Below are 13,058 nucleotides of genomic sequence, written 5' to 3' on the forward strand. Positions count from 1 at the left end.
GCTTGCAGTTCGCCGGCGGCTCATCCATCGCCGCCCGCTTACAAACCGCCTGACGGTCGGAATCCTGCCCGCATATTTTCGACGATCACCGAGCCGAAACGCTATGCCTCGGCGGCGAGCTGCCCACACGCAGCCGCGATCTCCTGCCCCCGCGTATCCCGCACCGTACACGCCACACCCTGCGCCTCGACCCGCCGAACGAACTCCCGCTCAACAGGTTTCGGCGACGCATCCCACTTCGAACCCGGAGTCGGATTCAACGGGATCAGATTCACGTGCACCCGAGAACCCAATACCCTGTGCAACTTCGAACCCAGCATGTCCGCACGCCACGGCTGATCGTTGATATCACGGATCAGCGCGTACTCGATCGAGATACGACGACCGGTCCGATCCGCGTAATACTTTGCCGCGTCGAGCACTTCGGCCACCGACCAACGATTGTTCACCGGCACCAACGTATCCCGCAACTCATCATCCGGAGTATGCAGCGACACAGCCAAAGTCACCGACAAACCCTCATCCGCAAGCTTGCGAATCGCCGGAGCCAAACCCACCGTCGACACCACCACACTCCGCTGCGAGATACCCAAACCATCCGGAGCAGGAGAAGTGATACGCCGCACCGCATTCACCACACGCTTGTAGTTCGCCAGCGGCTCACCCATGCCCATGAACACGATGTTGGACAGGCGGCCGGGGCCGCCGGGGACCTCGTCGTCGCGGAGGGCGGCCGCGGCGGCGCGGACCTGGTCGACGATTTCGGCGGTGGACAGGTTGCGGTTCAGGCCGCCCTGGCCGGTGGCGCAGAACGGGCAGGCCATACCGCAACCGGCCTGGCTGGAGATGCACAGGGTGTTGCGATCCGGATAACGCATCAGAACCGATTCCAGGAGGGTGCCGTCGCCGGCGCGCCACAGCGTTTTGCGGGTGGCTCCGTCATCGCACACCACGTGCCGGACCTCGGTCAGCAGCGGCGGGAACAGTGATTCGGCCACCGCTGCGCGCAGCTGCGCGGGCAGATCCGTCATCTGCTCCGGATCGGCCACCAACCGGCCGTAGTACTGCCGGGCGATCTGATCGGCCCGGAACTTGGGCAACCCCAGATCCTGAACCGCCTTGCGACGCTCGTCCGCATCGAGGTCGGCGAGATGCCGCGGCGGCATGCCGCGACGCGGAGCATCGAAAACCAAGGGGAGAGGGGTAGCCATAGCCCTACCAGTCTCCCATCCACTTCCCGGTCGATGGGTCCCGGGCCCCGTCGACTCGGTCACATACGCTCGGTGGCGCGCCCGGACGGTCGAAACGCCATGGGCGAGCCGGACCTCGAGATTACGGCAGGAATGGTTATGGCTGAAATGCGCCTGCCCTATCGGACCACAATGGTGTTGTGGCTGAAGATGTCGAACTGCGGGTCTATGCCGAACTCAACGATTTCGTGCCCTCGGCAGCGCGCTACGCGGCGCAATCGCGGCCGATCCGTCCGCATCAGACCGTGAAAGACATCGTCGAGGCCGCGGGCATCCCGCACACCGAGATCGACCTCATGCTGGTGAACGGCGAATCCGTCGACTTCGGCCACCACCCGCGGCCCGGCGATCGACTCTCCGCCTACCCGGTATTCGAGACACTGGATATCGGGCAGCTGACACGGGTACGCCCCCGGCCGTTGCGAGATCCGCGCTTCATCGTGGACGTCAATCTCGGCGGACTCGCACGGCTCATGCGGTTGATGGGACTCGACGCCCGATGCCGGTGGGATGCCGACGACACCGCGCTGGCCGAGGCCGCCTCGGCCGAGCATCGGATTCTGCTCACCCGCGACCACGGACTCCTGAAGCGACGCAACGTGACCCACGGCGTGCTCGTACATTCGGACCGGCCCTTCGAGCAGATCGTCGAGGTGATCCGCCGACTCGATCTGGCCGATCACCTGACACCATTCAGTCGCTGCCTGCGCTGCGGCGGCGTGGTCGCCGATGTGGCCAAGCAGGACATCATCGACAACCTCGAACCACTCACCCGGAACTACTACGACACCTTCAGGCAATGCCAGGAGTGCGGCCGGATCTACTGGGAGGGTTCGCATCAGCAGCGGCTCAACGACCTCATCACCGAGATCCGCGCCGCCATCAGACCTGATTGACGGGCGCGGCGCAGACCGCTGAGCGGATCCGCGCGCCGCGAGGGCTGCGCGCGTTCGCCCGCGGACGGCTGTCGGCCGGTATCAGAACCCGCTCTCGCCGAGGGTCATGACATCGGTGTCGATATCGGCGATGACCGCGTGATCGGCGGCCAGTCGCGGCAGCACCTGCCGGGCGAAGAACGCCGCCACCGCGACCTTGCCCTCGTAGAATGCGCGATCGGCGCCCTCGGGGGCCGAATCCAGTGCGGACAGTGCTGTTTCCGCCCCGACGACGAGGCGCCAGGCCACCAATAGATCCCCGACGGCGAGCAGGAAGGCGACCGAGCCCAGGCCGACCTTGTACAGCTCGGTAGGCTTCTCGGCGGCGCCCAGCAGATAGCCGGTCAGGGCGCCGGCCATGTCCTGCACCCGGTCCGCTGCGGTCGACAGCAGATCCTTCGTCACCTTCAGCCGCGGGTGGTTATCGGATTGCGTTGTCTCGCGGACCTTTCCGAGTACGTGCCCCAAGGCGACGCCGCGGTCGCGGGCGATCTTGCGGAAGAAGAAGTCCTGCGCCTGGATCGCGGTGGTGCCCTCGTACAGCGAGTCGATCTTCGCGTCCCGGATGTACTGCTCGATCGGGTAGTCCTGCAGATAGCCGGATCCGCCCAGGGTCTGCAGCGATTCGGCGAGATATCGGTAGGCCCGCTCGGAGCCGACGCCCTTGACGATCGGCAGCAGCAGATCGTTGACCCGGGCCGCCAGTTCGGGATCGACGCCCGAGATATGCTGGGCCACAACGTCGTCCTGATGCCCCGCGGTGTAGAGGTAGATCGAGCGCAGACCCTCGGCGTAGGCCTTCTGCAGCAGCAGCGAGCGCCGCACGTCCGGGTGCCGGATGATGCTCACCTTCGGTGCGGTCTTGTCGGCCATCTGGGTCGGATCGGCGCCTTGCACGCGGGTCCTGGCGTACTCCAGGGCCGTCAGATAACCGGTGGACAGGGTGGCGATAGCCTTGGTGCCCACCATCATCCGGGCCTGCTCGATCACCCTGAACATCTGCGCGATACCGTTGTGCCGCTCGCCGATCAGCCAGCCCTTTGCCGGGACCCCATGCCCGCCGAAGGTCAGCTCACAGGTCGCCGACGCCTTGAGCCCCATCTTGTGCTCGACATTGGTGACGAAGACGCCGTTGCGCTCACCGAGCTCACCGGATTGCAGATCGAAGTGGTACTTCGGCACGAAGAACAGCGACAGGCCCTTGGTGCCCGACTCGGCGCCCTCGGGCCGAGCCAACACCATATGCACGATGTTCTCGAACAGATCGTCCGAATCCGCGCCCGTGATGAATCGCTTGACGCCCTCGATGTGCCACGAACCGTCTTCCTGCCGAACGGCTTTCGTGCGTCCGGCACCGACGTCGGAGCCCGCGTCCGGCTCGGTGAGCACCATGGTCGCGCCCCAGTTCCGCTCCGTCATCAACGTGGCCCAGTGCCGCTGCTGTTCGGTGCCGATGCCGTGGACGATATCGGCCATCATGGAACCGGCGAGATACATGTGCGCGGCCGGCTGCGCGCCGAGGATGAATTCGGTCAGCGCCCAGGCGAGCATGGACGGCGCGGGGACGCCGCCGATCTCCTCCGCCTTGCCGACCCGCCACCAGTCGGCGTCGTGCCAGGCCCGCACCGCCTTCTTGAACCCCTCCGGCAGCCGCACCGAGTGGCTCTGCGGATCGAAAACCGGTGGCGTGCGATCGGTTTCGGCGAATGGCGCGGCAACCGGGCCCTCGGCCAGCCGGGCAGCCTCGGCCAGCATCGACCGTACGGTGTCACCGTCCAGGTCACCGAAGGCGCCCGACGCCAGCACGGCATCGAGTCCATACACCTCGAACAGGTTGAATTCGAGATCGCGCACGTTGCTCTTGTAATGACTCACGGAGCCAATGCCTTTCGAGAATGAGTGGGGTGCCGGGCGGGACGCGACGATGGGACGTCGCCCGGCCACACTCTGCGGCAGCCGCCAGCCGTTGGCAATCAGAAGTTAATGACCACTAAGTAAATACGCGCAGACAATCCGCATCAGGATGCGCAGATAGCAGGACAATTGAAGGCCATAAGTTAATGGCCGCTAAGTGATGCAAATCACTACACGGTCAGTCGGGGTCCGATCGGAGCCGATTGGATGCACTCGCCGACCACGACCAGGACATCGACCAGATCTGCGCGGTGTCGTAGCCTCGGATTGCGGACGGCATCAATGACCACGGTGGCGGCGGCACGGATCAGTACGCGCGCCACCGGCGGCGGCACGTCGGGCCGGACGGCCTGCAACATGCGGCCCCACTGGGCGATCCCGTCCAAGCGCACCCGACGGTACCGCTGCACCGCGTCGCGGGGCAGATGCCGCGTCTCGCTGACGGTGATCGCGAGCAGATCCGGTTCGTCGGCGCCGAAACGGGCGAAACTGCGCATCAGCGATCGCATCGATTCCTCGGCGCTGCGCCCCTCGGCGACGGCCCGCGCCAGCATCAGGCGCATCCATTCGTCCTGCCGGCGCACGATCTGGTCCAGCAGGTCGGCCTTGCTCGAAAAGTGGTGGTACAGAGCGGGTCCCGAAACACCCACGGCCGCGCCGATGTCCTCGATCCCGACCGCGGCGAATCCGCGCGTGCTGAACAACCGCGCCGCCTCCGCGAGCATCCGCTCGGACCGCAGCGCCCGATCCAGTTCCGTATTACCGGCCTCGGTACGCACCTGCCGCGCCTGACTACCGGTCACCGGTTCGGGCAGCCGGGCGGAAACCACCGCCGCGACGGCAGCGTCGAGCACCTGAGCCGCCATCGGCGGCGGCAACTCGGCGCGGTGATACGACGGGCTCACCGCCACCGAGAGCACGCACCAACTCAGCAGCTCGGCATCCGCGCGAGTCAGTTCCGGGCGGCGCGCCAGGATCCAGCGCCGCAGATACCCGGTGAGCCGTACGACGCGAACCAGCACGGCGGCCCGGTCCGCGGGTGCCAGATTCCGGAACTCCAGCTGCCACAGTCGCGGCAACCCCCGTAGTTCCAGCGCGACCCGAACCAACTCGACCGGCACGGCGTCGGCGCGGCCACCGGACCGGGCGGCCGCCGCAAGCCGGGTCAGGGTGTCGTCCAACCCGACCAGCAGGCACTGGCCCAGCAGTTGCTGCTTGTTGCGGAAATGCCGGTACACCGCCGTCGCCGAAATACCCACGGCCGCCGCGATATCCGCCATCGACGTGCCGTGATAGCCGTTGTGTGCGAAAGCGTCGACCGCGGCGTCGAGGATCATGCCGCGCCGGTTCGGTGGCCGCCTGCTCGTAGTGCTCATCAATGCCGAGTGTCCTCGACGCGCCCGCGACCGGGCGGGCCCGGGGCGTGCCGGCCGGGCATCAGCAGATAGGCCGCTATGGCCATGACCAGCGGCAGGAGGCTCACGGTCAGCATGGTGAGCCGCAGTCCGCCGGAGAAGTCCAGCCCGAGGTCCAGCCCGGCCGCCTGCCGCAGCAGATTCGGGTCGTATCCGGTACTCCCCGGGCTGAACGCCATCCCGCTGCGCACGGCATCAACGGCGTGTTCGGCCTGGTGCACGGACAACCCGCGTGACTTCGCGTCCGCCAGCCATTTCCGCTGGAAGAAGAACCTGAGCAGCAGCAGATAGACGGTGGGCCCGAGGGCATAGCCGGTCATCCCGAAGGCCAGCTGTGTGGAGGCCACAGTGCCGGAATGCCCGGGCGGGGCCTGGGAGAGAACTGCCTCGGAGACCGCTGTGGAGGTGACCAGCGATCCCAGATTGCACAGCCATACAGCCACCACGAGCAACCACAGCGCCATCGTAGGACTGGCGGTAGCCGCCAGCAGCAGTCCGCTGGCCGCCAACAAGAGCAGTCCGGCCACCATCACGGGCCGCGGGGTGTATTTCCCGACCACGCGCCCCGCCAGGATCACGGCACCGGCAATCAACAGTGTGCCGGGCAGATACAGCAGCCCGATCGCCTCGGGGGACAACGACAGCACCCGGGCGCCGAACTGGCCCAGGACAATGCCCAGCCCCGCGGCGAGAAAATTCAGTGCGAGTGCCGCGGCCAGTGCCACAACGAATGCGGAACTGCGGAACAGCGCCAGGTCCAAGGCTGGTTCGGGGGTGCGGCGCTCATGGAGCACGAAAAGCACGGCAGCGGCTGCGCTGAACACCAGTGTCAGCCAGGTCTGCGGCCGGGAGATGCCATTCTGCGCCGCCGCGAGGCCGATGACGAGGGTCAGCAGGGTCACACCGACCAGGCTGATTCCTGTCACGTCGAGCCGCCGGCGCTGTGCGACGGGAGTCTCCGGGACGTACCGGGCCGTCAACCCGAGCGAGACCAGGGACAACAACGGGGCGACCAGGAACAGAAACCGCCAGCCGCCGACCGCCACGACCCAACCCGTGAACGCGGGGATGACCCCGCACAGGACCATTTCGACAGCGACGAAAACACCGATGGCCGCCGGCCGCTTCTGCTCCGGCACCGAGGTCTTCAGCAGGGCCAGCGGCCCGCCCAGGAGCGCAGCCATTCCCAGTCCGTCCAAGGCGCGCATTGCCAGCAGGTAGCCGTAGCCGGGGAGGAATAGGGTCGCCAGGTTGACTGCCGTGACGACGCCCAGTCCCAGCATCAGCAGACGCTTGAGCCCGAACGCGTCCCCGAGATTGCCCGCGCCGAGGACAGCGGCGGCCATGACGAGCGTCGCCATACCGCTCGTCAACCCGACGAATTGCGGCGGCACGTAGAAAGCGCGGCTCACCTGCGGCAGATTCAGGCTCAGCACCAGCGGGTCGGCCACCGTGACGGTGAAGGCGGTGGCGAGTCCGAGGATGACCGCCAGGGGTGTTGCGTCGGCCTGTGATCGTGCCGTCGGCACCGCGAACACCTCCATATTTCTTCCCGGCTTCCGAGCCGGTCGGGACTGGGCATCATCCTGGCGAGAAGGTCACCACCAGAACGTCGCGATACGCAGGATGACCCCGATCCACCGGATACACCGGCGACACGCTGTGCAGGGTGCGACGGTCGTCCGCCAGCAGCAAGGTTCCCGGCTCGCTGAGCGTGGTCGTCAGCAGCCGTCTCCCGGCAGTATCGAACACCGAACTCTCTCCGCCGACAGCGTTCTGCCGTCCGATGAGAAGCGAAGACACCAGGGTGACGCCGTCCCGGTGTCGGCCCTCCGGTGTGGGCAGTCCATGCGCGTCTGCCGAGGCCCGCACGCGGAAAGGATGCACCTTCGCGTTCCACACCGCCGGATCGTCCAGGACTGCCGCGATCCGTGCCAGCAGTGGCAGCAGAGCCCGGAACAGGGTTGCGGACACGAAGGAATCGGTCAGCGGCTCGAAGATGCGATTCACGCCGATATAGAGCGGATTGCTGTCATCCGGCTGCACGAAGGACTGCTCATGAGGCAGCGGTACGAACTCCCCCTTCGCCGCTCGGATAGCGAAGCGTCCATAACGTCGCAGCCTGCACGTGCCTTGGTCGGATGCGTAACCGTCCGGGCACAGCCTGTCCCAGTGGGTACGAAAACGATCCCACGCCCGCTCATCCACCCCGAGGCACGATGTCGTGACATGCGCGGGCATGAGATGGACACCGTCGCAGACCAGCGCCTGCCGGGCGGCCTCTACCGGGTGGCCCGCGTGCGAACCCGGCTCGGGTGCCGGCGGCTTCGTCACCTGCTCTACCCCGTCGGTCATCTTGTTCACGGGGTGCCCTGCCTTCCGATGGGTACTGTTCGGCAGTCTGCTCTTTCCCGTAGTGTGCGCTTTCCCGCTGCCGCAACCAAGCCTCGAGCAGCAAAGATGCCGAATACCGCGTCGAATACACGGCAATGGGTAATCATCGAGCATGACCAGCGACGCAGCCTCGAGCCCGGATACTCCCCCGCGGACATCCGCCGCCCCGGAGTCGCCCGCGATCCCGGAACCTGCCACCGGCTCGAAACCGCCCGCAGTCCCGGACACGACGAGGCCCGACACCACCACCCGCCCACGGACGCGGTCATTGGGGACGCGTGTCGGATACGCCTGGACCAGCCTGGTGGCGGCCGCGATCATCGGCATCATCCTGCTGATCTTCATCCTGCAGAATCTGAATCAGGTGAAGGTCACGCTGTTCTTCTGGAGTTTCTCGCTGCCGCTGGGCGTGACCATCCTGCTGTCCCTGATCGCCGGATCGCTGGTGATGAGCCTGGCGGGCGGCTGGCGAATCCTGCAGCTGCGCCGCGCGGCCAAACGCCCCTGAGCGCTACCGGCGCACCAGACGCCGATACGTCACCTTGTCGAATTCGCGACCGAACTCGTCGATCGCGATCACGTCCATCTCACTGGAGAACACCCCGGGCCGAACATCCACACGAATGAACGAGTACCGGCTGTAGCGCACCCGTGACCACTGCACCGCCTCGTACTGCTGCTTCCCGTCGGCGTCCCACAGCCCACTGCGAGCCACCGAGGTATCGGGCAATTCGTGACCGCGGTAGCTCTCCCCGAACTCGAACTCGCCGTGCGCGGCGCCGCCCCCGCCGACGACGTAGTACACGGTGCCATCGGTTTCGGGATAGACGATCGCGTTGTCCGCCGCGACCCGTGTCGCGCGGCCGCGGCGGATCGGGTCGGTGCGCTCGAAACAGTGATTGTGCCCCTGCAACGCCAGATCCACGTCGTAGCGATCGAACAGTTCCGCGAACATCCCGCGCACACCACCGTCGCTCGCCGCGCCCACACCGGTCGCATAGGCGCATTCGTGGAAGAAGCAGACGATGAAGTCCACGGCCGGATCGGCCCGCTGCGCGGCCAGCGTCCGTTCCAGCCAATTCTTCTGCGCCCCACCGGAATAGCCGAGATTCGCCCGATACTGATAGCAGGCCTCGTTGGCATCGAGCGAGAGCACGGCGACGTTGCCGTACCGGAAGGAATACACCGACGGGCAACCGGACGGGCCGTTGTCGGGCATATCCAGTCGCGCGGTCAGCCCACCGTAGCCGTGTGTGCCGTACACCGCCTCCATATCGTGATTACCGGTGGCGAACATCCACGGCACCCGTGCGGCACTGCCCTCGATGGCCTGGAAGTAGTTGTCCCAGACGAACGGGTTGTAAGCGTCGATCTTCGGGTTCCGCGAGGTGCCGCTCGGGACGAACCAGTCCGGCCCACCGCCGTGCGAGGGGTCGGCGTAGCAGATGTCACCGGCCAGAATGTGGAAGTCCGGCCGACAGGCGACGATCTGACGCTGAATCGCAGCGGCATTGCGCGCTCCCGGCGCATCCCCCTTGCCGTACTTGTTCCGGTACCCGCCGGGGTGCAGCCCCGCGGGCTGTGCGGGAGTGTCGTCGATTCCCTGATCGCCCATCATGGTGAACCGGAACGGCAGCAGCGCCGCCCGTGAACTCGGCATGGCCGGAGCCGCCGAAGCCACCTCGCTCACGAAACCGTCGGAGGTGCGCCAGCGGTAGAAATGCGGAATCCGTCCGGGCAGCCCGTCCACGGGCGCGTGCACGTAGAACTGCTCGGCCGCGAGCACTCCGCCGTCCGTGCGCGGAATCTGGGTGAGCAGATTGCGCACCCGCGCCTCGACGCGCGCACCCAGCGCGGGAGTCGGACCGTGTTCGAGAAAAACCTTGGCGCCACCCGGATTACGCGACAACTGCGCGGAGAACCGCAACTGACTCGCCGCATCCGGGCCGAATCCGACATGCCGCCCGGCCACCGCGAGCGGAGCCCCGTCCGCATAGGCGAGCGTGCCGAAGGAAGAAAATCCCGCCGCCATCGCCGCGGCGGTACTGCCGCGCAGCAACGAACGACGGCTCACCACATGCCGTTTCAGATACGACCGATGCCAGTCGTACTGCTCGTCCATCGTCATCCGGGCGGCCAGGGCCGCGGGAATTCCGGTGTCCGGGGCCAGGCCGGGAGGGTTGAGCATGAGGGAAACCTTCGCGCCGAGAAGTGGGAACGGATATCCGGGACTCATCCAAGTCGCGCAAGATTACCGACACCCGACAGCCCGATGAACGCGGCCTTCCCGGCCTCGGGGAGGTTTCGGCGTCGAAGGGATCGACAGGCTGGGCACCCCGCCCGGCGAATTCACAGCAGCGCGGTCAGCACCAACCAGGACACGAATGCCGAGGGCAGCATCGAATCGAGCCGATCCATGATGCCGCCGTGGCCGGGCAGCAGGGTGCCCATATCCTTGATGCCCAGCTCCCGCTTGATCTGCGATTCGATCAGGTCACCGCAGGTGGCGACCAGCACCACCGCAACACCCAGCAGGACGCCGATCATCGAATTCGCCTGCAGCAGCAGGGTTACCGTCAGTAGTCCGCCGATGATGCAGAACACCAGGGAACCGCCGAATCCCTCCCAGGACTTCTTCGGGCTGATCGCCGGAACCATCGGATGCCGCCCGAACAGCACACCCGCGACATAACCGCCGACGTCCGAACAGACCACCAGGATCATGAACGTCAGCACCCGCAGATTGCCGCGCGGTTCGGACAACATCAGCACCGCGAACGAGGCCAGCAGCGGAATCCAGGCCAGTACGAAAACCGTGATCGCGGTGTCGCGCAGGAAATTTCGCGGTGTCGCGGCCAGGCCGTGATCGAACAGCCGCCACGCCATACACACCAGCGCCGTCAGGCCGAACGCCCCCGCGACGCCCTGCGCACCGAACGGCCACGCCAGCCAGATCAACGCCTGCCCGCCCAGCAGCAGCGGGATCCGGGGCACCAGCACGTCGGCCTCGCGTAGCCGTTTGGCGACCTCCCAGGTGGCGATCGCGATGGCGACCGCGACCACGCCGACCAGAATCCTCGGCGCGAACAGCAGGATCGCGATCAGGGACAGACCGAGCCCGAAACCGACCGCCAGTGCGGCCGGTAGATTTCGGCCCGCCCGCGAGGACTTGGCCGCCTCGGCCCCGTCGGCCTCGGGCTGCGACTGCTCCCCCTCAGCGGACGCCTGCTCCGAACCGGCGGGAATCGCCTGGTCCGGTGCGCCGGATCTACCGTCTGCTTCGCTCGCCGGCATGCCCTCGCCGGCCGCGGCTTGTTCGGCCACGATTGTCCCGTCGCTCACGACTCCGCCTCGCTGGCGCTCGGCTCCGCCGTGCGCGACGCGCGCTGTCTTGTCGGTTCACTCCGCTTCGCTGCGCTCACGACTCCACCTCGCCGACACTCGGCTCCGCCGTGCGCGACGCGCGCTGTCTTGTCGGTTCACTCCGCTTCGCTACGCTCACGACTCCACCTCGCCGACACTCGGCTCCGCCGTGCGCGACGCGCGCTGTCTTGTCGGTTCACTCCGCTTCGCTGCGCTCACGTATCCGTCCACTCCGTCCCCGCCCCGGGCAGGCACTCGCGCCCGGGGCCGTCAGACCTCGAGCAGCTCCGATTCCTTGTGCTTGACCAGTTCATCGATCTGCGCCACGTATTTCTGCGTGGTCTTGTCCAATTCCTTTTCGGCGCGGCCGACTTCGTCCTCGCCCGCCTCGCCGTCCTTCTGGATGCGGTTCAGCTCGTCCATCGTCTTGCGACGCACGTTGCGGATGGCGATCTTGGCGTCCTCACCCTTACCCTTGGCCTGCTTGACCAGCTCGCGACGCCGTTCCTCGGTGAGCTGAGGCACCGAGATGCGGATGATGTTGCCGTCGTTGGTCGGGTTGACGCCCAGGTCCGAGTTGCGGATCGCGGTCTCGATCGCACCCAGCTGAGTGCTCTCGTAAGGCTTGATGACGACCATCCGGGGCTCGGGCACGTTGATACTCGACACCTGGGTGATCGGGGTCGGCGAGCCGTAGTAGTCGATGACGATGCGCGAGAACATGCTCGGGTTCGCCCGACCGGTGCGAATGCCTCCGAGGTCGTCCTTCGCCACCCCGACTGCCTTCTCCATCTTCTCCTCGGCGTCGAAGAGTGCTTCCTCAATCACGACCGTTTCCTCCACAGCGTTAGTCGTTGTCGGTTCCGGGATCACGAGGGCGGGCATCCGGAGAGGACACCGCTCCCGACGCTCGTCAGGACCGAACCAGTGTGCCGATCTTCTCACCGGCGACCGCTCGGGCGATATTGCCCTTGGTCAGAAGATTGAACACCAGTATCGGCATCTGGTTGTCCATACAGAGACTGAAGGCGGTGGCATCGGCCACCTTGAGGCCCTGCTCGATGACTTCCTTGTGGGTGATCTCGGAGTACATCGTCGCCGCCGGGTCCTGCCGGGGGTCGGCGTTGAAGACGCCGTCGACGGCCTTGGCCATCAGCACGACCTCCGCGCCGATCTCCAGGGCGCGTTGTGCGGCCGTGGTGTCGGTGGAGAAGTACGGCATGCCCATACCGGCGCCGAAGATCACGACGCGACCCTTCTCCAGGTGCCGCTTGGCGCGCAACGGGATGTACGGCTCGGCGACCTGCCCCATGGTGATCGCCGTCTGCACCCGGGTGTCGACCCCCTGCTTCTGCAGAAAGTCTTGCAGCGCAAGGCTGTTCATGACGGTGCCGAGCATGCCCATATAGTCCGAGCGAGCCCGTTCCATCCCGCGGTCCTCGAGCTCCGCGCCGCGGAAGAAGTTGCCGCCGCCGATCACCACCGCCACCTGAACGCCGGTCGCGACCACCTCCGCGATCTGCTCGGCAACGGTCTGCACGACATCCGGGTCGAGCCCGACGTTGCCGCCGCCGAACATCTCTCCTCCCAATTTGAGGAGTACTCGGCGATAGCCCTTACGAGCCGGTTCCGGGTCCGACATCTGTCTCCTTCTCCTCGGCGGAACGCCATGCACACGCGAAAAGACCATCCGGTGTCGCAGCGAGCACGGGATGGTGACAAAAGCTGCGTCCATCCTGCCCTATGCCGGGACGCGACGGTGAGCCGACCCTGATTCGACGCACGGA

At 66.4% G+C, this 13,058-nt stretch carries 11 protein-coding genes; 2 read left to right on the forward strand and 9 right to left on the reverse strand.

Annotated elements, in window-relative coordinates; translation table 11 throughout:
- Positions 1–101 precede the first annotated feature (101 nt).
- Entirely contained in the window at positions 102–1,211 is a 1,110-nt protein-coding gene (rlmN, locus tag NV1_RS10145) for a dual-specificity RNA methyltransferase RlmN (protein WP_067888318.1), read from the reverse strand.
- Positions 1,212–1,390: 179 nt separating this feature from the next.
- On the opposite strand from rlmN, the gene NV1_RS10150 reads away from it, so the two are divergent.
- Positions 1,391–2,146, forward strand: coding sequence for a Mut7-C RNAse domain-containing protein (locus NV1_RS10150; protein ID WP_067888321.1), 756 nt, complete (start codon positions 1,391–1,393; stop codon positions 2,144–2,146).
- 81 nt (positions 2,147–2,227) lie between these two features.
- On the opposite strand, the gene NV1_RS10155 is transcribed toward NV1_RS10150, so the two are convergent.
- The 4 genes from NV1_RS10155 to NV1_RS10170 all read right to left on the reverse strand — a co-directional run bounded on the left by NV1_RS10155 (position 2,228) and on the right by NV1_RS10170 (position 7,869).
- On the reverse strand, positions 2,228–4,060 hold the full coding sequence (locus NV1_RS10155) for an acyl-CoA dehydrogenase (RefSeq protein WP_067888325.1): 1,833 nt from the start codon (positions 4,058–4,060) through the stop codon (positions 2,228–2,230).
- A 209-nt stretch (positions 4,061–4,269) separates the two neighbouring features.
- Positions 4,270–5,475 carry a TetR/AcrR family transcriptional regulator gene (locus NV1_RS10160; protein WP_084525229.1) on the reverse strand — a complete coding sequence of 402 codons (1,206 nt, stop codon included), beginning with the start codon at positions 5,473–5,475 and terminating at the stop codon, positions 4,270–4,272.
- Positions 5,475–7,043, reverse strand: a complete 1,569-nt coding sequence (locus NV1_RS10165; protein ID WP_245713636.1) for an MFS transporter — start codon at positions 7,041–7,043, stop codon at positions 5,475–5,477. The genes NV1_RS10160 and NV1_RS10165 overlap by 1 nt, the downstream gene beginning before the upstream one ends.
- 52 nt (positions 7,044–7,095) lie before the next feature.
- The gene (locus NV1_RS10170) at positions 7,096–7,869 is read right to left on the reverse strand and encodes a 2OG-Fe dioxygenase family protein (protein ID WP_067888944.1); all 774 of its coding nucleotides are present in this window, start codon (positions 7,867–7,869) and stop codon (positions 7,096–7,098) included.
- A 307-nt stretch (positions 7,870–8,176) separates the two neighbouring features.
- Between NV1_RS10170 and NV1_RS46745 the strand changes: the two genes are divergently transcribed.
- Complete coding sequence (locus NV1_RS46745) at positions 8,177–8,416, forward strand: LapA family protein (protein WP_373864600.1); 240 nt, start codon at positions 8,177–8,179, stop codon at positions 8,414–8,416.
- A 3-nt stretch (positions 8,417–8,419) separates the two neighbouring features.
- Here NV1_RS46745 and NV1_RS10180 read toward each other — a convergent pair whose 3' ends face one another.
- The 4 genes from NV1_RS10180 to pyrH all read right to left on the reverse strand — a co-directional run bounded on the left by NV1_RS10180 (position 8,420) and on the right by pyrH (position 12,913).
- Positions 8,420–10,096 (reverse strand): metallophosphoesterase, encoded by a 1,677-nt coding sequence (locus tag NV1_RS10180; protein ID WP_067888946.1) that lies wholly within the window; start codon positions 10,094–10,096, stop codon positions 8,420–8,422.
- A gap of 161 nt (positions 10,097–10,257) precedes the next feature.
- Positions 10,258–11,202, reverse strand: coding sequence for a phosphatidate cytidylyltransferase (locus NV1_RS10185; RefSeq protein WP_084525258.1), 945 nt, complete (start codon positions 11,200–11,202; stop codon positions 10,258–10,260).
- Positions 11,203–11,541: 339 nt separating this feature from the next.
- Entirely contained in the window at positions 11,542–12,099 is a 558-nt protein-coding gene (frr, locus tag NV1_RS10190) for a ribosome recycling factor (protein WP_067888953.1), read from the reverse strand.
- 85 nt (positions 12,100–12,184) lie between these two features.
- Entirely contained in the window at positions 12,185–12,913 is a 729-nt protein-coding gene (pyrH, locus tag NV1_RS10195; protein WP_067888339.1) for a UMP kinase, read from the reverse strand.
- Positions 12,914–13,058 lie beyond the last annotated feature (145 nt).

The organism is Nocardia vaccinii NBRC 15922, assembly GCF_001613305.1.
Lineage (GTDB): Bacteria > Actinomycetota > Actinomycetes > Mycobacteriales > Mycobacteriaceae > Nocardia > Nocardia vaccinii.

Excerpts from the sequence above, each read along its gene's own strand:
- rlmN (WP_067888318.1), bottom strand. The coding sequence starts at position 1,211 with ATGGCTACCCCTCTCCCCTTGGTTTTCGATGCTCCGCGTCGCGGCATG.
- NV1_RS10160 (WP_084525229.1), bottom strand. The coding sequence starts at position 5,475 with ATGAGCACTACGAGCAGGCGGCCACCGAACCGGCGCGGCATGATCCTC.
- NV1_RS10170 (WP_067888944.1), bottom strand. The coding sequence starts at position 7,869 with ATGACCGACGGGGTAGAGCAGGTGACGAAGCCGCCGGCACCCGAGCCG.
- NV1_RS10180 (WP_067888946.1), bottom strand. The coding sequence starts at position 10,096 with ATGCTCAACCCTCCCGGCCTGGCCCCGGACACCGGAATTCCCGCGGCC.
- NV1_RS10185 (WP_084525258.1), bottom strand. The coding sequence starts at position 11,202 with ATGCCGGCGAGCGAAGCAGACGGTAGATCCGGCGCACCGGACCAGGCG.
- pyrH (WP_067888339.1), bottom strand. The coding sequence starts at position 12,913 with ATGTCGGACCCGGAACCGGCTCGTAAGGGCTATCGCCGAGTACTCCTC.